At 56.3% G+C, this 23,186-nt stretch carries 26 protein-coding genes; 10 read left to right on the top strand and 16 right to left on the bottom strand.

All coding sequences use genetic code 11. The features are described 5' to 3' along the window. Positions 1-42 precede the first annotated feature (42 nt). From OK412_RS20355 to dolP, 4 genes are read left to right on the top strand one after another with little or no spacing between them, the layout of a single operon-like run. Positions 43-2,067, top strand: coding sequence for a penicillin-binding protein activator (locus tag OK412_RS20355; RefSeq protein WP_045139594.1), 2,025 nt, complete (start codon positions 43-45; stop codon positions 2,065-2,067). After that, complete coding sequence (locus OK412_RS20350; protein WP_010256511.1) at positions 2,025-2,420, top strand: YraN family protein; 396 nt, start codon at positions 2,025-2,027, stop codon at positions 2,418-2,420. The genes OK412_RS20355 and OK412_RS20350 overlap by 43 nt, the downstream gene beginning before the upstream one ends. A gap of 14 nt (positions 2,421-2,434) precedes the next feature. Continuing rightward, a complete protein-coding gene (gene diaA / locus OK412_RS20345; RefSeq protein WP_010256507.1) occupies positions 2,435-3,022 on the top strand; it encodes a DnaA initiator-associating protein DiaA in 588 nt (195 codons plus the stop codon). A gap of 14 nt (positions 3,023-3,036) precedes the next feature. Then, positions 3,037-3,609, top strand: a complete 573-nt coding sequence (gene dolP, locus OK412_RS20340) for a division/outer membrane stress-associated lipid-binding lipoprotein (RefSeq protein WP_010256504.1) — start codon at positions 3,037-3,039, stop codon at positions 3,607-3,609. A gap of 52 nt (positions 3,610-3,661) precedes the next feature. Here dolP and OK412_RS20335 read toward each other — a convergent pair whose 3' ends face one another. Then, on the bottom strand, positions 3,662-4,366 hold the full coding sequence (locus OK412_RS20335) for a pirin family protein (protein ID WP_010256500.1): 705 nt from the start codon (positions 4,364-4,366) through the stop codon (positions 3,662-3,664). A 129-nt stretch (positions 4,367-4,495) separates the two neighbouring features. On the opposite strand from OK412_RS20335, the gene OK412_RS20330 reads away from it, so the two are divergent. Continuing rightward, on the top strand, positions 4,496-5,395 hold the full coding sequence (locus OK412_RS20330; protein WP_010256496.1) for a LysR family transcriptional regulator: 900 nt from the start codon (positions 4,496-4,498) through the stop codon (positions 5,393-5,395). Between the two features lie 9 nt (positions 5,396-5,404). On the opposite strand, the gene OK412_RS20325 is transcribed toward OK412_RS20330, so the two are convergent. The 11 genes from OK412_RS20325 to pmbA all read right to left on the bottom strand — a co-directional run bounded on the left by OK412_RS20325 (position 5,405) and on the right by pmbA (position 15,102). Continuing rightward, a complete protein-coding gene (locus tag OK412_RS20325) occupies positions 5,405-7,327 on the bottom strand; it encodes a BglG family transcription antiterminator (protein WP_031594357.1) in 1,923 nt (640 codons plus the stop codon). Positions 7,328-7,434: 107 nt separating this feature from the next. Then, the gene (gene dagF / locus OK412_RS20320) at positions 7,435-8,175 is read right to left on the bottom strand and encodes a 2-dehydro-3-deoxy-phosphogluconate aldolase (protein WP_033785567.1); all 741 of its coding nucleotides are present in this window, start codon (positions 8,173-8,175) and stop codon (positions 7,435-7,437) included. After that, a complete protein-coding gene (locus tag OK412_RS20315) occupies positions 8,172-9,293 on the bottom strand; it encodes a DgaE family pyridoxal phosphate-dependent ammonia lyase (protein ID WP_264353480.1) in 1,122 nt (373 codons plus the stop codon). The genes dagF and OK412_RS20315 overlap by 4 nt, the downstream gene beginning before the upstream one ends. Continuing rightward, on the bottom strand, positions 9,277-10,407 hold the full coding sequence (locus tag OK412_RS20310) for an amidohydrolase/deacetylase family metallohydrolase (RefSeq protein WP_264353479.1): 1,131 nt from the start codon (positions 10,405-10,407) through the stop codon (positions 9,277-9,279). The genes OK412_RS20315 and OK412_RS20310 overlap by 17 nt, the downstream gene beginning before the upstream one ends. 43 nt (positions 10,408-10,450) lie before the next feature. Further along, entirely contained in the window at positions 10,451-11,092 is a 642-nt protein-coding gene (locus tag OK412_RS20305; RefSeq protein ID WP_008925779.1) for a DUF4310 family protein, read from the bottom strand. Positions 11,093-11,103: 11 nt separating this feature from the next. Beyond that, on the bottom strand, positions 11,104-11,880 hold the full coding sequence (locus tag OK412_RS20300; RefSeq protein ID WP_010256480.1) for a DUF4311 domain-containing protein: 777 nt from the start codon (positions 11,878-11,880) through the stop codon (positions 11,104-11,106). Positions 11,881-12,008: 128 nt separating this feature from the next. Beyond that, positions 12,009-12,308, bottom strand: a complete 300-nt coding sequence (locus OK412_RS20295; protein WP_010256479.1) for a DUF4312 family protein — start codon at positions 12,306-12,308, stop codon at positions 12,009-12,011. Between the two features lie 2 nt (positions 12,309-12,310). Next, positions 12,311-12,667 carry an SFCGS family glycine-rich protein gene (locus OK412_RS20290; RefSeq protein ID WP_010256477.1) on the bottom strand — a complete coding sequence of 119 codons (357 nt, stop codon included), beginning with the start codon at positions 12,665-12,667 and terminating at the stop codon, positions 12,311-12,313. A gap of 1 nt (position 12,668) precedes the next feature. Then, complete coding sequence (locus OK412_RS20285) at positions 12,669-13,016, bottom strand: glycine dehydrogenase (protein WP_022623928.1); 348 nt, start codon at positions 13,014-13,016, stop codon at positions 12,669-12,671. A gap of 295 nt (positions 13,017-13,311) precedes the next feature. After that, positions 13,312-13,698: a cytochrome b562 gene (gene cybC / locus OK412_RS20280; protein ID WP_052271682.1), complete on the bottom strand. Its 387-nt coding sequence runs from the start codon at positions 13,696-13,698 to the stop codon at positions 13,312-13,314. Positions 13,699-13,761: 63 nt separating this feature from the next. Continuing rightward, positions 13,762-15,102 (bottom strand): metalloprotease PmbA, encoded by a 1,341-nt coding sequence (gene pmbA, locus OK412_RS20275; RefSeq protein ID WP_010256470.1) that lies wholly within the window; start codon positions 15,100-15,102, stop codon positions 13,762-13,764. A 115-nt stretch (positions 15,103-15,217) separates the two neighbouring features. On the opposite strand from pmbA, the gene yjgA reads away from it, so the two are divergent. Further along, entirely contained in the window at positions 15,218-15,763 is a 546-nt protein-coding gene (yjgA, locus tag OK412_RS20270) for a ribosome biogenesis factor YjgA (RefSeq protein WP_010256467.1), read from the top strand. 40 nt (positions 15,764-15,803) lie between these two features. Here yjgA and OK412_RS20265 read toward each other — a convergent pair whose 3' ends face one another. After that, on the bottom strand, positions 15,804-16,544 hold the full coding sequence (locus tag OK412_RS20265) for an oligogalacturonate-specific porin KdgM family protein (RefSeq protein WP_010256466.1): 741 nt from the start codon (positions 16,542-16,544) through the stop codon (positions 15,804-15,806). Between the two features lie 355 nt (positions 16,545-16,899). Then, positions 16,900-18,252 carry a UDP-N-acetylmuramate:L-alanyl-gamma-D-glutamyl-meso-diaminopimelate ligase gene (mpl, locus tag OK412_RS20260; protein ID WP_010256463.1) on the bottom strand — a complete coding sequence of 451 codons (1,353 nt, stop codon included), beginning with the start codon at positions 18,250-18,252 and terminating at the stop codon, positions 16,900-16,902. Positions 18,253-18,420: 168 nt separating this feature from the next. Here mpl and fbp point away from each other — a divergent pair, with 168 nt between their 5' ends. Then, complete coding sequence (gene fbp, locus OK412_RS20255) at positions 18,421-19,428, top strand: class 1 fructose-bisphosphatase (protein ID WP_010256459.1); 1,008 nt, start codon at positions 18,421-18,423, stop codon at positions 19,426-19,428. A gap of 63 nt (positions 19,429-19,491) precedes the next feature. Here fbp and OK412_RS20250 read toward each other — a convergent pair whose 3' ends face one another. After that, positions 19,492-21,051, bottom strand: a complete 1,560-nt coding sequence (locus OK412_RS20250; RefSeq protein WP_010256457.1) for a methyl-accepting chemotaxis protein — start codon at positions 21,049-21,051, stop codon at positions 19,492-19,494. A gap of 169 nt (positions 21,052-21,220) precedes the next feature. On the opposite strand from OK412_RS20250, the gene OK412_RS20245 reads away from it, so the two are divergent. From OK412_RS20245 to ppa, 3 genes are all read left to right on the top strand, one after another. Further along, the gene (locus tag OK412_RS20245; protein WP_264353478.1) at positions 21,221-21,631 is read left to right on the top strand and encodes a lysozyme inhibitor LprI family protein; all 411 of its coding nucleotides are present in this window, start codon (positions 21,221-21,223) and stop codon (positions 21,629-21,631) included. 61 nt (positions 21,632-21,692) lie between these two features. Beyond that, the gene (locus tag OK412_RS20240; protein ID WP_003855520.1) at positions 21,693-22,142 is read left to right on the top strand and encodes a DUF441 domain-containing protein; all 450 of its coding nucleotides are present in this window, start codon (positions 21,693-21,695) and stop codon (positions 22,140-22,142) included. Positions 22,143-22,242: 100 nt separating this feature from the next. Beyond that, a complete protein-coding gene (gene ppa, locus OK412_RS20235; protein WP_003855519.1) occupies positions 22,243-22,773 on the top strand; it encodes an inorganic diphosphatase in 531 nt (176 codons plus the stop codon). A gap of 59 nt (positions 22,774-22,832) precedes the next feature. Here ppa and OK412_RS20230 read toward each other — a convergent pair whose 3' ends face one another. Then, positions 22,833-23,186: a gamma-glutamylcyclotransferase gene (locus tag OK412_RS20230; RefSeq protein ID WP_010256451.1), complete on the bottom strand. Its 354-nt coding sequence runs from the start codon at positions 23,184-23,186 to the stop codon at positions 22,833-22,835.

Below are 23,186 nucleotides of genomic sequence, written 5' to 3'. Positions count from 1 at the left end.
TTTAATATTGAGCATCTTGAAAAAAACATCACTGGATACAGTATGCTTCCTTCAAAAGTCGTTCGTCATAAAGCAGGACGCTTTCTGCCTGTCATTCTTGCTGGGCTGATTTTAGCCGCATGTAGCGGTCAGGGGCCGCAAACCTCAACCGTCAATATTCAGGGGCCCGTTACAGCCAGCTCCGCTTACTATCTGCAGCAAGCGCAGCAAAGCAGCGATGATAGCAAGACCGACTGGCAATTACTTGCAATCCGCGCCCTGTTGAAGGAAGGAAAGTATCCTGAGGCGACTCAGCAACTGAGCCAGTTGCCGCAGCAGCTCTCTGAGACGCAGCAACAGGAATCCCTTCTGCTGAAAGCGCAATTGCTGATTGCACAGCAGAAGATCAAAGACGCCGAACCGCTGTTAGCGGCAGTGAAAACCGGCGCACTGTCGCAGGATCAGCTGGCGCGTTACTACAGCCTGCAGATCGCCAGCGCACAGGGTCGCCCTTCACTCTCGCTGCTGCGCAACTATATTGCCCAGGAGCCGCTGCTGAAAGGCACCGATCATCAGGGCAATATCGACGCCACCTGGCAGACACTGACCCAGATGTCGCCGCAGGAAGTCAGCAACCTGGTCATCAATGCCGATGAAAATGTGCTGCAGGGCTGGCTGGATCTGCTCGCGGTCTGGCGCGCCAACACGCAGGATGCCGAGATGCTCAAGTCAGGCATCAAAGACTGGCAGACCCGCTATCCGCAGAACCCGGCGGCCAAAACGCTGCCGACGCAGCTGAGCCAGATGCAGAACTACACCAAAGCTTCAACCAGCATTATTGCGCTGCTGCTGCCGCTGAATGGCCAGGCTCAGGTGTTCGCCAACGCGATTCAGAAAGGCTTTAATGATGCGAAGAATGGCATCTCCGCGCCGGTCGCTCAGCCTGCGGCAGCTCAGCCCGCCGCCGCTGATGCAACCGCCAGCACCCAACCCGCTGCCGCTGCTGGTTCTTCCACCGATCCCATCAGCGCGCCGCAGCAGCAACAGCCTGCCGACGCGACGCCACAGCCTCAATCACAGCCTGCTGCCGCAGAACCGGCCAGCAACGCACAGATCAAGGTCTATGACACCAGCAGCCAGCCGATTGAACAGGTGATGCAGCAGGCACAGCAGGATGGTGCCACCATCGTGGTCGGTCCGCTGCTGAAAAGCAACGTTGAGAAGGTCGCCAACAGCCAGACGCCACTGAATGTGCTGGCGCTCAACGAGCCGGAAAAGATCCAGAACCATCCGAATATTTGCTACTTTGCGCTTTCTCCTGAAGACGAAGCGCGCGATGCGGCGCACCATATCTGGGATCAGGGCAAACGCCAGCCGCTGTTGCTGGTTCCGCGTAGTGGACTGGGCGATCGCGTCACCAACGCCTTTGCTCAGGAGTGGCAGACGCTGGGTGGCAGCACCGTGATGCAGCAGCGCTTTGGTTCGACCTCAGAGCTGAAACAGGGCATTAACAGCGGCGCGGGCATCAGCTTATCCGGTACGCCAGTGAACGCTGCACCTGCCGAGCCGCAGGGTGTTACGATTGCGGGCCTGACTATCCCGGCACCGCAGCAGAACACGCCAGATGTGGTCAGCACCAGCAGCGGCGGCGGTGTCGATGCGGTCTACATCGTCTCAACGCAGGACGAACTGCAGCTGATCAAACCGATGATTACCATGCGCACCGGCAGTCGTAGCAATATCTCGCTCTACGCCAGTTCGCGCAGCGCGCAAGCCGGTGCCGGCCCGGACTTCCGTCTGGAAATGGATGGCCTGCAGTTCAGCGATATTCCGCTGCTCTCCGGCAGCAATCCTGGCCTGATGCAGCAGACATCAAAGTCATTCAATAATGACTATTCGCTGGTGCGTCTCTATGCCATGGGAATGGATGCCTGGACGCTGGCGAATCACTTTAACCAGATGCGTCAGTCACCTGGCTTTACGCTGGACGGCAATACCGGCAAGCTCAGCGCCGACACGGATTGTGTGATCAACAGGAAGTTGACATGGAACCAGTATCGTCGGGGCGAAATCGCACCGGCCAACTAAATCGGCGTCAGACTGGCGCCAGGCATGAAGAAGATGCCCGGCGCTATCTGGAGCAGGCTGGCCTGATATGGGTCGCCAGTAATGTTCACTTTCGCAATGGTGAACTTGACCTGATAATGCGTGACGGGCACTGTTGGGTGTTTGTTGAAGTTCGCTACCGACGCGATGCGCGTTATGGTGGCGCGCTCGCCAGCGTAACCCGGAATAAACAACAAAAGCTGCTGCGCGCTGCCGCTCTCTGGCTGGCGCAACGCGGCGGCAGTTTTGAAACAGTGAATTGCCGTTTCGACATCATCGCCATTACCGGCACGGCGCTCGAGTGGCTGCCGAATGCCTTTAATGCAGACGTTTAGAACCAGGTGGTCGTGTGCAGGACAGAATTAAAGCGTGTTTTACCGAAAGTATTCAAACTCAGATTGCCGCAGCCGAAGCGTTGCCCGATGCCATCTCCCGCGCCGCTATGACGCTGGTGCAGTCGTTACTGAATGGCAATAAAATCCTGAGCTGTGGCAACGGTGCCTCATCCGCCAATGCACAGCACTTCGCCGCCAGCATGATCAACCGTTTCGAGACCGAACGCCCAAGCTTACCGGCGCTGGCGTTGAGCGCCGACAACGTGATGCTGACCGCGATTGGTAATGACCGCCTGCACGATGAAATCTATGCCAAGCAGGTGCGCGCTCTGGGACACGCAGGCGATGTGTTACTGGCTATCTCAACCCGTGGCAACACCCGTGACATCGTTAAGGCCGTGGAAGCGGCGGTAACACGCGATATGACTATCGTTGCGCTTACCGGGTATGATGGCGGAGAGCTCGCCGGACTGCTGGGTCCGCAGGATGTGGAGATCCGCATTCCGTCGCACCGCAGCGCCCGTATTCAGGAGATGCATATGCTCACCGTTAATTGCTTATGCGATCTGATCGATAACACTCTCTTTCCCCATCAGGAATGACCGAAGGAGCACGAATGAAAGCATTGAATGCTATAGCTATTCTGTTAACCGCCATGCTGCTGCAGGGCTGCGTTGCGGTTGTGGCGGGTGGCGCAGCGGTTGCCACTAAAACGGCCACCGATCCACGCTCGGTGGGTACGCAGGTTGATGACAGCACGCTGGAGCTACGCGTGACTAACGCGCTGGCTAAAGATCAGCAGATTAAAACCGATGCCCGCATTATCGCCACGGCCTATCAGGGCAAAGTGTTGCTGACCGGTCAGGCGCCTTCGCAGGAGATCGCCGGTCGTGCCAAACAGATCACCATGGGCGTTGATGGCGCAACCGAGGTCTATAACGAGATTCGTATCGGCCAGAAAGTGACGCTGGGCACCACGTCGTCAGACACCTGGATTACCACCAAAATCCGCTCGCAGCTGCTGGGCAGCGATCAGGTGAAATCCTCCAACGTGAAGGTGACGACGGAGAATGGCGAAGTGTTCCTGCTGGGTCTGGTGACACCGCAGGAAGCGCAGGCAGCGGCTGATGTCGCCAGCCGCGTCAGTGGCGTGAAGCACGTCACCACGGCCTTCACCATGCTGAAGTAATACGCAAAACGCAAAAAAGGCGGCCATGGCCGCCTTTTTTATTGCCCGATGTTCAGACCGGAATGTCGATGACCAGTGCGCGGGTCGCCGTTTTCGCCGTCAGTTGCAACAGCTTCTCTTCCTGCAAAAAGGCACCATCGCCACAGCCCAGCTTCTCCTGATGATCCGTGCCGGACATCGCTTCCAGCGAACCGTGAATCGACTGCAGATAGGCACGCGGCCCCTGTAACCGCAGCGAATGCTTTTCGCCTGGTGCCAGCTCGACCTGATGAATCCACACCTGCTGACGCAGTTGCAGACTGTCGTCCATGCCATCCGGCGAGGCGATCAACTGGGACAACCGGCCATCCGTCAGGGCAATTTTCTGCATCCGCGGATTTTCGCGCTCCGGACAGGCGGCCAGCCAGAGCTGCATGCGTGTCAGCGGTCGATCTTTGCTCAGGTTCATTTCGGTGTAACTCACACCCGGCTGGGCAGAGAGCAGCAGCGCCTCCCCTTCTCGCACGCTGATCGTGTTGCCTTCGCTGTCGCGGTATTCAGCTTCACCCTGCAGCACGATGTTCAGGACATCAACCTGTGGATAGGTGCGCGGCTGAAAAGCGGCACCCGGCGCCAGCACTTCCTGGTTCAGTACGCGCAGCGACGCGTACCCCATCAGTTTGGGATCAAAATAGTGGCCAAAAGAGAAACTGTAGCGCGCCTGTAACCAGCCGAAATCGGCCTGACCACATGCGGACGCACTGCGTGTCGTTATCATTGTTTACCTCCAGCATCCGGTGACGAGGATCGGCCACGGACTATATGCTCCCATGGTAAAAGTCTGGACGCCGGATTGTTAGCCAGTTAATCTGCCGGGCATGTTCAAATTTCCTGACAGAGAACCGGGATGGCTAAAGAGCGTGCGTTAACCCTTGAATCTTTACGCGTAATGGATGCGATTGATCGGCGTGGCAGTTTTGCCGCGGCGGCGGATGAACTGGGGCGCGTCCCTTCCGCCCTCAGCTACACCATGCAAAAGCTGGAAGAGGAGCTGGATGTGGTGCTGTTTGACCGTTCCGGTCACCGTACCAAATTTACTAACGTGGGACGCATGCTGCTGGAGCGTGGCCGGGTGCTGCTGGAAGCAGCCGATAAGCTCACCACCGATGCGGAAGCGCTGGCACGTGGCTGGGAAACCCATCTGACCATCGTCACCGAAGCACTGGTACCTGTTGATGCGCTGTTTCCGCTGGTGACGCGACTGGCCGACAAGGCCAATACGCAATTTTCGCTGGTGACGGAAGTGCTGGCGGGCGCATGGGAACGGCTGGAACAGGGCCGGGCCGATATCGTGATCGCCCCCGATATGCACTTCCGCGCCTCCACCGAGATCAATACCCGCAAGCTCTACACCATGATGAGCGTCTATGTCGCCAGTGCTGACCACCCGATTCATAACGAGCCAGAACCTCAGTCTGAAGTGACGCGGGTGAAATACCGTGGCATTGCGGTCGCAGATACCGCGCGTGAGCGTCCGGTGCTGACCGTGCAGTTACTGGATAAGCAGCAGCGCCTGACCGTGAGCAGCATGGACGATAAGCGCCGTGCGCTGCTGGCTGGCCTGGGCGTGGCGACCATGCCCTATTCGCTGGTGGAGCAGGATATTGCGGAAGGCCGTCTGCGGGTGGTGAGTCCGGAATATACCCGCGAGGTCGATATTATTATGGCGTGGCGGCGTGACAGCATGGGCGAAGCCAAATCCTGGTGCCTGCGTGAGATCCCGCGCCTGCTGGCGAAGAAAAACTAAAGCGCCGATTCAGGGCGAGGGCCAGGAGCGGCTCAGGCAATCCATCGCCACTGCCCTGAAGCGGGTGAAATCGGTGCTGTCCCGCAGGCGGGTCATCGCCCTTTCACGCAGGAACGTCACAAACAGATCGTATATCGCCATCGCCTCTTCATATTCACTTTTGCTGATCGCCAGCAGGAAAATGACATAGGCGGTATCGTCTCCCCAGGCGATGCCGTGCGGCGCCAGCACGGTGTAAACCACGGTTTTCTTTGCCAGCAGCCCCAGCGAGTGCGGCAGCGCAATGCCTTCGCCGAGCATGGTGCTGACAATCGCTTCGCGCTCTTCAACCGACGGATAGAACGCCGCATCCACAAATCCCTCCGCCTCCAGTTGATCGCACAGCTGGCGAAACAGTTCAGACTGGGTCATCGGCCTGTCGACGATATGAAAGTGCTGAGCATCAAAAAATTTCGCCAGCATATAGGGCCGGGTACGGTCCACCAGCACCAGCTTGCCAATCTGTTCCAGCTGAAAACCGGTGGGAAACGGCGACATCACCACCACCGGTTTCTCTTTTTCGCTGAGCCGGATGGTAGAGATAACAAAATCTTCGTCGATGCGGCTGCGCGCCTCATACTCGCGCTGGGACAGGCGGGCCGTGACCTGCAACTGCGGATATTTGCGCAGCAGCATCGCCTCAATCATTCGCAGCGTAGAGTTACCGCTGTCGCAGACCAGCAGCACCTGCGGATGACGCTGATAACCGACGTCATAGTGGCGCTCCAGCCCGACACCGATATGCAATACCAGAAAGCCAATCTCATTCTCGGTGATGACGTAAGGGGTATATTTTCCCCAGCTGGTCACCGCCGCTAAGGTGACATCATAGGCCATGGGATAGTGCTGTTTGATGTTGCTGAGCAGCGGGTTGGGAATATGAATCTGATAGCGCACCCGCGTAATCATGGTTTTGATGTGGGTGAGCAGGTCAGCACGCAGCTGCTGATCGTTTTGCAGATTGAAGTTGTAATGCGTGTTGATAAAGCTAAGGAGATAATCCACCAGCGCGTCGGCGTCATCAGCATTGATGGCGCTGGGAGCAATCGCCTGAATACGTCGCGCGGCGATATTGACCCGCAGCCAGTTCTCTTCCGCCGGTGAAATCGGTTTGCTGACCAGCGGACGCATCAGATTAATCAGGTGATGGGCCGCTTCACGCACCTCATCACCAATCTCCTCTGCACCCGGATCGTTAAGCGGATAGCCTTCACTGATGCGCCGCACCGCCACGGCGCAGTAAAGCCGCAGATAGCGTTCACCCTCATCGCTGAGCCGAATGTTGTGCTGAGCAAAACAGCTTTGCAGCAGCGGGCGCAGCGTCTCCAGCATGCCGCTGTTCAGCGCTTCGATAGTCAGCAGCGGGCTCTCGGGCTGCGCCTGATCAATTTGCCATAACAGGTCGGTCAGGCAGGTACGAATTGCCACTTCGCTGCCAAACAGCTTCATGCCGTAGTGTGGCTTGCTCTCAATGGTGAGGTGATAGCGCCCCAGCCATTCGCGCACCTCCGCCATATCATTCTGCAGGGTCGCGCGGCTGACAAACCACTCCTCTGCCAGCTCTTCAAGTTTCAGGGAATAAGCGGCGGTAAGAAAGCGGGTCAGCAGGTAGCGAACCCGATCCGGCGAGGTGCGCGGTACCCGCAGCGGCGACGCGGTATGCTGTTGCAGATGCTGAAAGCGCTGAGCATCCTCAATCTTCAGCTGATAGCCCGCGCCGCGATTGAGGACAAACTGCGCGCCATGTTCTGCCAGCAGCGCATTCAGCGCCGTGATATCGGTACGTACGGTGCGTGTCGAGACGGCGAAACGCCGCGCCAGCTCATCCTGAGGCAGCGTTTCGTTTTGCATGGCATCGAACAGTTGCGCAAGGCGCTGATTGGGAAATCTCACAAGCGTTACCTGTTTGCAGACAGAAATAGGGAACATCAGCCTACGGAGATCGTCTCGCAACGTCCATGTTGCGCGATCTGCCTGTTGCAGGCAGATCGTGTTGATCTCTAAGCCAGCAGCGTTTTACAGATGGCCAGCAACTGCTTCACATCTTCAATGCGGGTCTCTCCGCTGGCTTTGTCGATGATCGAACTGTAGACGTGCGGGATCACTTTGCTGACGCCCGACTCCAGCGCTATGCGCACGATCTCACCGAAATTTTCCAGATCGATGCCGCCGGTTGGCTCCAGCCAGAAATCCAGTTTTGCACAGGCTTCCGCCACAGCGCGATACTCATCCACCGCCTGCAGACCGCCCATCGGGAAATATTTTACCGAGCTGCCGCCCATATCCTGCAGCATCGCGATCGCCGTTTCGACGGGCACGATCCCGTCACGCTGTTTTGAGCTGCGCGGTCCGGTGGAGATTTTTACCTGCCCTGGCGTGCCGGTGGGCGAGATCAGACCGTTCACTATCGTCTGTGACTGCCCCAGCAGCGCACGGCTGGTGGCGACGCCGGTAAAGACCTGATTCACATGCTGCGGTTGCAGCACTGCCGCGAGCTCACTCACCATCTGTGACTGGTTGGGATCGCCCGCACCCAGACCAATCGAGAGCGCATTATCGATCAGCGCGGCATACTCGCGCATATCGGCGATAGCGGCTTCATTGCTGGCGTAGTTTTTCGACAGTACGCCGACCAGCACATGCCCTTCTGCCGCCTGCCAGATGGCGCGCGCATTCTCTTTCGATCCCGCCAGTACGTTAAGGCAGAGACGATCCTGATAGAAATTTGGGGTCAGCGTCATGCGTTTTTTTCTCCGTTTAACAGTGCCTGAATGCGGGTGAAAATAGTGTGCAGTTGATCGGCGCTGACGCTGCGCACGTCCGCCTCAATGATCCCTTCGTTGGCTTTGTAGCCACGGAAGTAGATCGCCACATCGCCGTTTTTCAGCGCCTGTACCAGATCGCCGGTGCGCTGCTGGATCGCGGCTTCGTCAAACTTGATCTCAGCCCGGGCGATATCGCGTCCGGCGGCATCCCACACTACCCGGGCCGTCACACCATTCAGACTGTTGAGCTGTTCAATAAACGGCGTCATTTTTTCTGCCATCTGCGCGCCGCTGATTTTTGGCTGCGTCAGATAGTTTTCAATCGCCTGGGTCAGCCCCAGAATCCCCTCTTTGCCCACTTTCATCGCGCGGCCAATGCCGTTGGTCTGGTGCTTGACCCATTCAACGTAGTGGTGTCGTCCAATCACCAGTCCGCTGGTCGGCCCTTCAATCGCTTTTGCTCCGCTGTAGATCACCAGATCGGCACCCGCCTGGTAGTAGCATTGCAGATCCTCTTCCGCTGCCGCATCGACGATCAGCGGGACGCCATGCTGGCGCGCAACGGCTGCGGCCTGCGCCACATCGAGATGGCTCTTCTGCACACAGTGGTGCGATTTTACATAGAGGATCGCCGCGGTCTGTGGGGTGATCGCCGCCGCCAGCTGGGCGGGTGAGCACTCGTTGCTGTAACCCGCTTCCACCAGTTGTCCGCCTCCCAGTGCCACCATACTGCCGACCGGTGCGCCATAGTTCACGTTGTGCCCTTTCGGCACCACAATCTGGTGCGGGACGGTCAGCGGCGCGGCATGCAGGTTATCCACCAGCCAGTCGTTGTCTTTCACAATCACCGCCGCCACGCTCTGGGCGATACCGGCCGAGGCGCAGGAGACCACCAGCGCGTTCTCCACCTTCAGCAGACCGGCGATATAAGCACCGGTCTTGTCCACCAGATCTTTCATTTCGAAGTAGTGATCGAGGCCATATTTCACCGTATCGATCACCTCACTCGACGGCGTAGAGACGCCGAGGATCGTCATACGGCCAGAGGCATTAATCACCGGCTTCAGGCCATACTTTTCATATACCGAGGTCATGCGCTTTTCCTTCTTCAGTCGCGATCCACGTACCAGCAACGACGGCCGCCAGCGGGACCAGATGCTTCTCACCTGCGACCTGTTCACCTTCTGAATCGATGAATGGCCGGGTTTCCTCTTTGACGCTAAACACTGTCAGATCGGCGTCGTAGCCGATTTTCAGCTGGCCCTTGCGCTGCAGGCGAAGTCCTGCCGCCGCATTGACCGTTACGCAGTCAATCACCTGCGGCAGCGTCATACCGACACTGAAAAATTTCGACATCACATGCGCCAGGTTGTGAACCGGTCCGGCCAGACGATTGCGGCAGTAGATGTCAGAGCTGATGGTGTCGGGCAGAATGCCCTGCGCAATCGCCGCGCGGGCGACTTCAAAGCTGAAGCTGGCACTGCCGTGGCCGACATCAAGTTTGACGCCACGCGCGATAGCCTGTTTTACCGCCGCTTTGAGTTCGCCCTGCGGCGTCAGGATACGGTTGGGTTTGCCATTAAAGCAGTGCGTGATGATATCGCCCGTGGTGAGCAGATCCGCAATCTGGTCGAGATTGGGCGGATTATTGCCAATGTGAACCATCAGCGGCAGCCCGCCGGTTTCCTGCTGGATCGCCTTCGCTTTAATCAGCGGCTGCACACCATTCTCGCCCACCACGCTGCTGCTGATGCGCGCCTTGAGGCCGACAATAAAATCGGGCAGCCGCGCCACCGCCTGCTGCACCGCCTCGCCATCTATCTGCGTCATGTCAGCCAGCTCATTCTGGGTGACGATGCCGGTGCGGGCGATATTGATCAGCGCATAAACCTGGGTCTGTGCCGCGCGTGTCAGCCGGTAAAAGTCATCAATGTGCTCTGCGCCGGTGCTGCCCGCATCGACAACCGTGGTGACGCCATGCGCAACACCAATCGCATCCGCTTCATCATGATAAATCGGTGATTTGGGATAGCAGTGAACGTGGGAGTCGATCCAGCCTGCGCTGAGGTAGTAACGGCCAGCCAGATCGCGCTCGCGCTGTGCGTTGCCCTGCACCTTGCCTATGGCGGCGATACGGCCATCCTGCAGCGCAATGTCGACCACCTGCTCATCGCTGAGACGCGCACCGCGAATAATCAAGTCGTACATGGTTTCTCCTTAACGGCAGCCCGCTGCCGGGCTGCCGGTGAGATCAGAGAGCAATCGGAAACAGTGCCCCGAGGATCATCGCGCCGAGGATAGCGCCGCCGGTAATGGGCTTGTTCCAGAGATAGAAGAGCAGCGCGCCCAGCAGCGAACCCAGGCCAATCGGAATAGATGCCGCCATGGCTGACAGGATGATCAGCGGCCCCAGAAAGCGCCCCGAGGCATTACCCGCACCCATCATCACGTCTGCGCCGTAGGTTGAGTCGCTCTGATTGATGGTGAATTTACGCGCCAGAATAATCAGATAGCCAATCGCCACACCAATTACCAGGCCCGTCACCAGCGAGGCAGCGAAGTTCGCCACCGGGAAGACAATGCCCGCACCCAGCAACAGTGCCGGAACGCCCAGCCCGACGCCGGTCTGAATCGCCCCGCCGATATCCAGAATGCCCACCAGTGAGCCTTCGATGATACGGGCGAACAGGAAGCTGGCACCAAAGGCGGCGACCGCGCCGTAGACGCCGGTCTCCATGCCTGCGCGCAGCATCGACACAAACGCCACTTCGTTGAACGCGCCGATGCCATAGAGGTAATACATGTGTGTCCCGGCAAAGACGCCAGAAGAGAGCAGGCCAACAAAGATCGGGAAAGACCAGTCGGCGTACCAGAAGCCTTTATTTTCGTTCATCGCATCGCCTCTTATTTGCCGCTGACTGAGTTGTGGATCATGTCGAGCCAGCCGGGAATGCCGAGCTGGAAGGACTGCAGCAGCTTCATATCGAAACCCCGGAAGAAACCGCTCAGCACAAACAGCAGCACGATGGCGGTCATCATGACTTTGGTGACCCGGTTCCAGCCGCTCTCTTCCACGCCTTTACCGATCAGGATTCCCAGCACCAGTCCCGGCACGGCGTTGCCCATGATCAGCTGCGCCAGGCCGCCAAAAATGGTGGCCCAGAAGCCTGACTTTCTGCCCGCGTCGATCGCCGCCAGCCAGAAGATCACCGGCATGACGGTGTTCACCAGCAGGTTAGCGGCGGGCACCAGCACTTTGACTGCCGTGACCTGCAGCGCAGCCGGAACAGCCGAGGCGGTGGAGTTGAGGAAGGCGACCACGATCATGCCGATGATGCCGCAGGCGATGGCCATTTTTTTCGGATCGTGCAGCGTCTCCGCCACATTACGATTCTTCACCATCAAGGCGGCCGCACCCCAGTTTGGAATGATGCGATGATCCACATCCTGAGTGAATGAACCGGCTGCAACCGACGATGCCCAGGCATTGAAAAAGAAGCCAAGACCAAAGGAGAAGTGGGATGCCGGATCGCCCTCGCACGAGTTCAGCTCGCCCAGCGTACGGAAAGCGCCCATGCCCTGAGTGGTTGGCGCGTGGAACATGCGCGCCGCACCCGCACCGACGCCGACCCCTACCAGCCCGCCAATGATCAACGACTTAAACAAAATGATTAAAAACATGTTGTTGTACCTTGTTGTCGTTTTTACCTGCCCAATCGCACGCCGCCGCATCGCCCACGCCTGATCATCGCGATGTCGCGACAGCAGAGCATCGGGCAAACGGCTGGCTGGCGTTAACAGGCTCTGTTTTACGATGCCGCCGTGAACGCCACCTGTTCGGTGTCGAAAACGGTGACGCTGACGGTGATCTCCAGCGTGACGCTGAAGCTCCGCCGTTGGCGCGCCAGAAAGAAGAAGAGAAACTTCTCGGTTTTGACGCTCTCCTGCGCGCGCAGCACCCGGACATCCTGAGGTTCAATGCGCAGCAGAATTTTTTGCGTCGCGCGCAGAACCTGGTTCTGCACACGACTCAGGGCATCGGCAAAGGCTTTCGCTTTGGTGTCGCCTTTGCCCTCCACCGTCACCTGGGTAACGTATTGTTCTTTCATAATCAGCTGCCGTGCTTCTTGTTCCAGGCCTGCACCAGCCGCTCACCTAACTCTTCTTTATCCATAAAGCCGAAGCCCAGCACCGTGGCACCTTCATTGATGGCGGTGACGCCTTCGTCGACAGAACGCATGCCATGTTTTGCTTTGTAGCCATATTTGTTCTGAGCGGTGATAGCACCGGCGCCGCCGCTGCCGCAGAACGAGATGCCGAAATCGGCGTTTTCCGCCTTCATCACGTCACCCAGTTTCATGTCAGCGGCGACACCTGGCACCACGACGGCACGGCCACCCGCTTTTTCGATGCCCGCAGCCACTTTCTGCCCTTTACCTAAACGATCACCAATCACTACTGTTACCATCTTATGTTCCTCTCTGGTTGTTTGATCGCGCGACTTCAATATGCACTGACAGCAGCCAGGCCTCTTCGCGGGGCAGATTGCCAAACAGATCGACGACCTGCTGCGCCAGCGCTAACGTTTCCGGCGGAATATCTTCAAACAGCTCCGCTTCCACTTCCGGCAGCGGCTCACCGCTCAGCGAGCGTGACGCCATGGCACCGACATGCGATTGCAGCATCTGCTGCTGAACCGCATTGGGCTGAATACCCTGCTGCTGATAGATCGCAGCAATCTGCGTCATCACGCTGTCAGCCAGCTGTTGCACTTTCTCAGGTGCCGCTTCATACACCGGAACGCCGTTATTACTCACCTTGCTACTCCTGTTAAACCGGATAATTCGCGTTAAAAACAAATTAACGGTCATCGCCCCGGCTGTGGAGAGGCAACATTTCCAGCAGCAAGTGGAAATTGAAGTGAAGGTTGTGCGTCAGATCGCAGGCTGCATGCTTAGTGCGACACGTGTCGCAGAATGCGTTATTTGATGGATTTAACCGAGAAAAGCGGTGATGTTGTGCGGCGACAAGCCGGACGCGCGGGGGTTCAGGGTGCGGTAATAAGCAGAAGTGATGGTAAAAAACCGCCGGCCTGGCTGGCCGGCGATCTGATTAACGGAATTTCTTATGGTTGGTATTGCGGATGTCGTCGAACTTCGCTGCTTCGCGTTTCGCCCCGTCCACATTGTTGGCTTTCGCCAGCGCACTGACCACATCGATCTGCGCGATCAGCGAGTCGATACCGGCATGGAAATCTTTCACCTGTGGGCTGTCAGCAGGCTGGCCTTCCAGCTTATCCGGCGTGCCCTGTCGCGCATCCTGTGCCGCGGAACGCATTTTGGTCAGCGCCTGCTGCATCTCCTGTGCATTGTCACTTTTTTTGACGATTTTCAGGTTCGCATTCAGTGTATCCATATCCTGCTCCAGATCCGCCGCATAGAGACTGACGCTGGAGAACAACAGAGAAGCCGACAACATTGCAATCACATGCTTACGCATCATTACTTCCTTTTTATTGTGATGAAAAAAAAGCAGCCAACCGGCTGCTTCAGGAATCCATCTTTATTGTCCCGCTATCTTCATCTCAGGCAGTAACACTGAACCGCACTGGATATTGCTGCGGGTTTCAATATCGTCACCGATGGTCACCATATTGCGCCACATCTCTTTGAGATTTCCGGCGATAGTCACTTCGCTGACCGGGTACTGAATAACGCCATTCTCGACCCAGAACCCGGCCGCACCGCGTGAGTAATCACCGGTAATGGCGCTGACGCCCTGTCCCATCAGTTCGGTCACCACTAACCCGGTGCCCATCTGCTTCAGCAGGTCGTCAAAGCTGTGGCCCTGGCCCGCAATGCGCCAGTTATGAATGCCGCCAGCGTGACCGGTGCTGGTCAGGCCCAGTTTGCGGGCTGAGTAGCTGGTTAACAGCCAGGTCTGCAGCACGCCATCTTTGATGATGTCGCGCGCCTGGGTACGCACCCCTTCGCTGTCGAATGGCGTGGAGGCGAGCCCTTTCAGCAGATGCGGCTGTTCATTGATGGTGAGCCACTCCGGCAGGATCTGCTGACCCATAGAATCCAGCAGGAAGGTCGATTTACGATAAACGTTGCCGCCGCTGATCGCGCCAACCAGATGACCAAATAAGCCGGTTGCCACTTCAGAGGCGAAAATCACCGGGGCTTTCATGGTCGGAAGTTTACGCGGTGCCAGACGGGAGAGCGTGCGGCGCGCGCACTCTGCACCGACCCACTCCGGGCTCTTCAAATCTTCAAACGCGCGTCCAATGGTGTAGGCGTAGTCGCGCTCCATATTACCATCCTGCTCGGCAATCACGCTGCTGGAGAGCGAGTGACGGCTTGAGCAGTAGCTCTGTAACATACCGTGGCTGTTGCCAAAGACTTTGATGCCGACGTGGCTGTTGAAGCTGCCACCTTCGGTATTGGTAATACGCTTGTCGGCGCGCAGTGATGCCTGTTCCGCCTGCGCAGCCAGTTCAATGGCGCGGTCAGCATCAATCTCCCACGGATGGTAGAGATCCAGGTCTGGCGCATCATAGGCCAGCAGCTCTGCGTCGGCCGGACCGGCAAAGGGATCGGGCGAGGTATAGCGCGCAATATCAATCGCCGCCTGCACGGTGCGTTTGATCGCGTCCGGGCTGAGGTCGGTCGATGAGGCGCTGCCTTTACGATTCTGATGATAGACGGTGATGCCCAGCGCACCGTCGCTGTTGAATTCGACGTTTTCCACTTCGCCATAGCGGGTGCTGACCCCGATGCCGGTGGTTTTACTGACTGCCACTTCCGCGCTGTCAGTGCTTGCTTTAGCCAGTTCAAGTGCCTGCGCAATGGCCTGCTCCAGTACTTTTCGCTGTTCTGCAACCTGAGTAGATACGTTCATCGACCTGCCGTCTAATCTTATGTGTGAATGATTTGAGTCTATCAGAGTCAGAGAACAATTTCGCAGTCACCCGATAAACTGGTAGGATTAGCCTCTTTTTTTTGGGAGCCCGGAAATGACCAAACAGCCCGATGAGTGGCTCGACGATGTGCCAGATAATGACGAAGAAGAAGATGAAGAGATTATCTGGGTCAGTAAGAGTGAAATTAAACGCGATGCAGAAGAGTTAAAGCGCCTGGGTGCCGAACTGGTTGATCTGGGTAAAAACTCGCTGGATAAAATCCCGCTGGATGAGCGCCTGCGTACCGAAGTTGAACTGGCACAGCGCATCAAGAAAGAGGGTCGCCGCCGTCAGCTGCAGCTGATCGGTAAACTGCTGCGCAGTATTGATGTGGAGCCGATCCGCGTTGCACTGGATAAGCTCAATAATCGCCATAACCAGCAGGTTGCGCTGTTCCATAAACTGGAAATGCTGCGCGATCGTCTGATTGAACAGGGTGATGAAGCGATGGGCGACGTGATTGCGCTTTATCCCGATGCCGATCGTCAGCAGTTACGCAGCATGATCCGTAACGCGCAGAAAGAGAAAGCGGGCAGCAAGCCGCCGAAGTCTGCCCGTCAGATTTTCCAGTATCTGCGCGAACTGGCCGAAGCGAAGTAACGCCATGGCGGGCAGCCTCGCCCGCCTCCCGGCAGCGCATTTATCGATAGATATAGAGAATACCGGTGCGCAACCGCAGCTGGCGTTCGCTCGATGTCGCAGAACGTCCGATATCGCCAAAGGTGACGTAAGGCACCCAGACGCGATCGTTGCCAAGCGCATAATCGAACTGTAACTCCTGTTCGTAATCATCATGTTTATTGGCAAAGAGTTTCGCATCCGCGTGTTTATACACCAGCTTATAGGTGGTGGTCAGCCGATCGCTTTTATTTCGCAGATAGAGATCAAAACGGTTGGCAGTGCGATGCCGGTCAGTATCGCAATAATCAATACCGCCGGTGCGGCATTGATCGTCATGCGCATAATCGGTCAGCTCAAGACGATAAAGGCCACCGAGAGACCAGCGATCATTAAATTTATACCAGGGTGCCACACCAAATTTCCATTCAGTGCGCGAGGAGTTAAACTCTGGCTGAATAAAAGGCGACACTGTCCAGTTCCCCCAGTAATACGATTTCAGAAAGGTCACCTCCACCACATTTAACACGGTGTCGTTATAATATTTGTCTTTTGGATCGGCGCCGCCGGTTTTGAATTTGGTTTCGACGCCGAGAAACATATTGTCCGGCAGCGTGGTGCTCAGACCCAGCTTGTCGTAGTGCGTGCGGTCGCGAAGGCGGTACTCATGCCGGTAATCAACGGTGGCCGTGGCCAGCGCCGCAGCAGAACTGCATAACAACGCGGCGCCCAGCAAAAACGACAATGAATTATTATTTCCCATATGAACATCCTTATTAGTGGTAATCAGAGCAATGAATTATCCGAACTCATTCGTTTAACCCATAGTTAACTTATATTTAAAATCCTCATCAATATAAGATCGCGCATAAAGAGAATCTGTTATTTATTCCTTTAACTTTAACGCGTTAATTATTATTCCTCAGTCACTACAGGGATGATGCTAGAAATAACCGGCGAGAGCGGCCTTTCTGTTTCAGACACTAATAAGAAAAATATGGCAACGGCAGGAAGAGTGAGCAGATCGAATTCAAAAATATGCGGGATTTATTGAGGGAATAATATTTCCGGAGATAATGCTTTTAAAAAAAAAGCGCCCGAAACGGGCGCCTGTGACATTATGCCAGCCTGTCCAGCAGCTTCTGGTGGATGCCACCAAACCCGCCGTTGCTCATGACCAGAATCGTGTCGCCTGGCTGAGCGGCTTTGGCCACCATTTCCACCAGGGTATCGATATCCGCGCTCCAGTGCGCAGGCGGAATGCACGCTTCTGCGACATCTGATACCTGCCACGGAATATGGTGCGGCTGGAACAGAAAGACCTCATCAGCACGCGCCAGCGACGGTGCCAGATCGTTCTTGCTGACGCCCATCTTCATGGTATTAGAGCGTGGCTCCAGCACAGCCAGGATACGCGCTCTGCCGCCAACTTTGCTACGCAGGGCAGCCAGCGTCGCCAGAATCGCGGTCGGATGGTGGGCGAAGTCATCATAGACTTTGATGCTGTTCACTTCGCCGCGCAGCTCCAGCCGTCGACGCGCATTGATAAAGCTGTTCAGCGCCTGGCCTGCATCTTCCGGCTTCACACCCACATGGCGCGCGGCAGCGATCGCCATCAGCCCGTTGTGCATATTGTGTTCACCCACCAGCGCCCAGTTCACTTCCCCGACTTTTTCGCCGTCGAGCCAGATTTCCCAGTGAGACGCATCGTTGGTGAGCTTCTTCGCCTGCCAGCGCCCGTGCTCGCCCACGTTCTCCTGCTCGCTCCAGCAGCCCATCGCCATCACCTGTTTGAGGTTAGGATCATGTTCCGGCAGCAGGATCTTGCCCTGGCCCGGTACGATCCGCACCAGATGGTGGAACTGCTTCTGGATCGCGCGCAGATCGTCAAAGATATCGGCGTGATCAAACTCAAGATTATTGAGGATCAGCGTACGTGGGCAGTAATGGACAAACTTGGAACGCTTATCGAAAAACGCGCAGTCGTACTCATCCGCCTCAATCACGAAGAATGGACTTTTTCCTAATTTTGCCGAGACATCGAAGTTTCCGGGCACACCACCAATAATAAAGCCTGGCTCAAGGCCGCAGGCCTCGAGAATCCACGCTGCCATGCCGGCTGTGGTGGTTTTGCCGTGGGTTCCCGCGACCGCCAGCACCCAGCGATCGCGCAGCACGAAATCGTGCAGCCACTGCGGGCCAGAGAGGTAAGGAATGTTGCGTTCCAGCACCGCTTCCACGCAAGGATTACCCCGCGTCATCGCGTTGCCGATAATCACCAGGTCAGGCACCGGGTCAAGCTGACTGGCGTCGTAACCTTCTGTTAATTCAATACCTTGCTGTTCAAGCAGAGTACTCATAGGTGGGTAAACGTTGGCGTCTGACCCGGTCACCTGATGACCAAGTGAACGGGCCAGCATCGCCAGACCGCCCATAAAAGTGCCACAAATCCCGAGGATGTGAATGCGCATTACGTGATCCATTACTCAAAAGTTCGGCGCACAGTGTAACGCCGCTCGCAGATGGAAGAAACGGATTAGGACTATGGTTTTTGAAGTTCAATCGGCTAAACTGCGTACGCATCCGTTGGCAGACTGTTACGCGTGCTGCCACTCCATCGAAGATTCAGGGAATGTGTTATGAAAACGTTGGGCGAATTTATCGTCGAGAAGCAGCATGACTTTCCGCACGCTACAGGTGAACTGACAGCGCTGATTTCCGCTATTAAGCTGGGTGCCAAAATCATCCACCGCGATATCAACAAAGCCGGTTTAGTGGATATTCTGGGTGCCAGCGGCGTCGAGAATATTCAGGGTGAGCAGCAGATGAAACTTGATCTGTTTGCCAACGAGAAACTGAAGGCAGCACTGAAAGCACGTGGCATTGTCGCCGGTATCGCTTCTGAGGAAGAAGACGAGTTTGTGATCTTTGAAGGTGAAGAAAACGGTAAATACGTGGTGTTAATGGATCCACTGGATGGTTCTTCTAACATCGACGTTAACGTTTCCGTCGGCACCATTTTCTCTATCTACCGCCGCGTCAGCGAACCGGGTACGCCAGTTGTTGAAGCGGACTTCATGCAGCCAGGCAACAAGCAGGTCGCTGCCGGTTACGTGGTTTACGGCTCCTCCACCATGATGGTTTATACCACCGGTGCAGGCGTGCATGCGTTTACTTACGATCCGTCTCTGGGTGTATTCTGCCTCAGCCACGAACGTATGACCTATCCACCAACGGGTTACACCTACTCCATTAACGAAGGTAACTACATTCGTTTCCCGCAGGGTGTGAAGAAATATCTGAAGTTCTGTCAGGAAGAGGATCTGCCAACGCACCGTCCTTATACCTCACGTTACATCGGATCGCTGGTCGCGGATTTCCATCGTAATCTGCTGAAAGGCGGCATCTACCTCTACCCAAGCACCGCCAGCCATCCTCAGGGTAAGCTGCGTCTGCTGTATGAGTGCAACCCGATGGCGTTTCTGGCAGAGCAGGCGGGCGGTAAAGCCAGCGACGGTCAGAAGCGTATTCTGGATATTCCACCGGTCACGCTGCACCAGCGCTGTCCGTTCTACTGCGGTAACGAGGCGATGGTGAACGACGTTGAGCGTTTCCTGGCCGAGTTCCCGGATTGCCGTCAGGGTTAATCCGGCAGGGGTATAAAAAGTCATATAAAAAGCAAGGGCGCGATTTTCGCGCCCTTGCTGTTTTTACGCCGTCTGCAACCTGAACTGCGCCATGGTTGCCTGAAGCTGATCGGACTGCGCTTCCAGCGACTGGGTCGCGGCGGTGGCCTGCTCTACCAGCGCCGCGTTCTGCTGCGCCGCCGCATCCATCTGTGTGACCGCCAGATTAACCTGCTCAATGCCACGGCTCTGTTCGTCGGAGGCCATCGAGATCTCTTTCATCAGTGCCGTTACGCGCATGACCTCACCAGAAATCTCATCCATGGTTTCCCCGGCCCGCGTCGCCATCTCGCTGCCCTCTTTCACCCTCGACTGTGAATCACTAATCAGCGTACGGATCTCTTTGGCCGCGTTAGCGCTGCGCTGTGCCAGCGTGCGCACTTCATTTGCCACTACCGCAAAGCCACGGCCCTGTTCGCCTGCGCGCGCCGCTTCAACGGCGGCGTTGAGCGCCAGAATGTTGGTCTGGAAGGCGATACCATCAATCACGCCAAGAATGTCGCCGATACGATTGGCACTGTCGGTAATCTCATGCATTTTTTCCATCACATAGCAGACCACCTCCGCGCCGCGATCGGCAGTATCAGAGACCGCGTTAGCCAGCTGGTGCGCCTGCTGGGCATTGCTGGCGTTAAGCCGCACGGTTGCCGTGAGCTGCTCCATGCTGGCGGCAGTCTGCTCCAGCGAGGCGGCGGACTCTTCGGTACGCTGCGACAGATTGACGTTGCCCGCGGCCAGTTCACGGCTGCCGATGTCGATCTGCATACTCGCTTCGCGCACCTGACTCACCGAGGTACGCAACGACTGCTGCATCCCGGCGAGCGCATGATTAAGCCGCCCCAGCTCATTGTTGCCCGACGGTGGCAGCGCCTGCGAGAGGTCGCCCGCCGCGACCTGCTCAAGATGGAGAATGGCCAGGTTCAGCGGCTGCAGCAGCATCCTACGCAGCAGTTGCCAGGCGAGCACCAGCAGCAGCAGTGTTAATACCACCGCCACGGCGATCAGGATTTTCATTTTGGTTTCGTTGTAGGCCGCCTGCGCCAGCTGGGCCTGCGTGATCTGATCGGCCAGCTGACTGAAGTCCGTGACGGCCTTGTTATAGCTGGCCGCCAGCGTCGCCAGGTTGCCTTCCAGCAATTGGTAATACTCGTCGGTATATTGCTTATCCAGGGCGTTCATCATCGGTTTGATACCCTGGTCGAGATAGGCTTTGTAACTGGCCGAAACCGCATCGGCCAGCTTTTTACCGTGCGCCGTCACCGTTCCGGCGTCCACAAAGCGCTTCAAACTTTGCTGTGATGAGACCACATCCGCCTGCGACAGTTTTGTTACTGCCGCCCCCTCTTCCAGTAAACCAATTTCAATTTTACGCACCGCCAGCGCGGCGTTAGCGCGGGCCCGCATCAGATCGGCATTGCTCTGGTAAAGACTGTTCAGCTCGATCCCCTGAATGCGGTTGATCACATCCAGCGAGCGATTCCCTTTGTTAATTGCCACGATACCCATAAAACTCACCGCCAACAGCAGCAGTGTCATAAATGCCAGCAATGCCAGCAACCCCGTGCGAAGTGATAACTGTTTCATCCAGATAGTTTCCGTGTATGTGAAAAGGCAAATTTTCCAGCGGCCCTAAAACGGATGAAGTATCGGCAGTAACGGCGCGAAACTTTAACCCTGATTAGTGTTAACAACTTGATCATCACGGGAACATCCATCAAGCTAATCGCCGCTTATCCGTTATCCGGAGAAAAGAATGAAACCAGGATTACTTCTGATGCTGCTGTGCCTCAGCACGGCGGCGCTGGCAGAGGATCTGCCGACAGACGCCTCGCCCGATCGCTGCCTCAATGACGCCTCGACTACCCTTGCCATGAACCAGTGCTACGCTGCGGCTAATCGGGCCTGGGATCAGGAGATGAATAAGCAGTACAACAAACTGATGAAAACCCTCTCCGGCGAACCTAAAAACAAACTGCGTGCTGCGCAGCGCGCCTGGCTGAGCTACCGCGACAGCTGGCTTGAGGCGAGCCGCAGCCAGCTCAGTACACAAGGCTCGTTGGGCAGCGTGGCGCTGAGCGCTCAGAGCCTGAGCCTGGTGCGCAATCAGGCACTGATGCTGCAGTCACAGGCCTTAGGCAGCTGTGCTAACCCCGATGACTGCTGATCGATAACCGGCTTTTGCGCTGACTGAAGTCAGCGCACTCATTAACCTTCAGGGAGAAACCATGGCTGCTTACGCCTCGACCATCATTCTGATTTGCCTTGCCGTGCTGAGTTATTTCGTTCACAACAACGCGGTCACAATTTCAATTCTGGTGCTGCTGGCGATTAAAATTACCCCGCTGGCTCAGTTCTTCCCCTACGTAGAAAAACAGGGCATTACCTTAGGCATCATTATTCTTACCGTGGCGGTGATGGCCCCGCTGGCAAGCGGCTCACTGCCCGCCTCTGCGCTGATCAAGTCGTTTGCTAACTGGAAGTCGATTGTGGCGATTCTGGTGGGGATCTTTGTCGCCTGGCTGGGCGGCCGTGGCGTGAACTTTATGAGCGTCCAGCCTTCGGTGATTGGTGGTCTGCTGATTGGTACAGTGATTGGCGTGGCGTTCTTCCGAGGGGTGCCGGTAGGACCACTGATTGCCGCAGGCATTGTTTCGCTGTTTGTGGCGGCTAAGTAGCGTTTGGGCGCATTCCGAAACGCCAAAAAGGGGGCATACTTTCAGAGTCAGTTGGCTATAATAGCCGACACTCAACATACGACTACTGAAGGAATGCCAGATGAGTTTGAACCAGGTGCCAGCAGGTAAAGACCTGCCAGAAGATATCTACGTTGTCATTGAGATCCCAGCGAATGCTGATCCGATCAAATATGAAGTTGATAAAGAGTCTGGTGCCCTGTTTGTAGACCGTTTCATGTCTACCGCCATGTTCTATCCGTGCAACTACGGCTACATCAACCATACCCTTTCTCTGGATGGTGATCCGGTTGACGTACTGGTTCCGACCCCGTATCCACTGGTTCCAGGCTCAGTGATCCGCTGCCGTCCGGTTGGCGTGCTGAAAATGACCGACGAGTCTGGCGAAGATGCCAAGCTGGTTGCCGTTCCGCACACCAAACTCTCTAAAGAGTACGATCACATCAAAGATGTGAACGACCTGCCAGAACTGCTGCGTGCACAGATCACCCACTTCTTTGAGCACTACAAAGATCTGGAAAAAGGCAAATGGGTGAAAGTGGATGGCTGGGATAATGCCGAAGCCGCTAAAGCTGAAATCATCTCCTCTTACGAGCGCGCACAGAAGAAGTAATTCTGCTGCCGGTTTGTGAGTCGAAAAAAAAACACCGTCCGGATGGACGGTGTTTTTGTTCAGGCCTCTGGCTCCTCATCGCGCTTCAGCCAGTCACCACTCATGATGCGCTGGCGTCCTGCCACTGAGCGTTGATAGACATAAAGCCATGCACTGCCAAACGGCGTCTGAGTCAGATAACGTTTGTACTCTCCCCCTTTGGTGCGAAGCGCATCCAGCTCCGCAAGGGTTGAGGCATCAATGCGGTACACCTCACAATGTACCGCTCCATTGCCCTCAATCACGCCGGGATAATGGCCCAGACTGTAAAGCTCAAAGCCTTCAATCTGGTGATCACCCAGCCACTGCGCATTCGTCATCCAGTGACTGTTTCCCTGTTTGCGCCGTAAACTGCCGTAGACAATTATTCGCAT

The organism is Pantoea sp. JV6 (genome assembly GCF_025910055.1).
GTDB classification, from domain to species: domain Bacteria; phylum Pseudomonadota; class Gammaproteobacteria; order Enterobacterales; family Enterobacteriaceae; genus Pantoea; species Pantoea agglomerans.
Note: the sequence above shows the minus strand (reverse complement) of the source record. Positions and strands in the feature narration are given on the sequence as shown.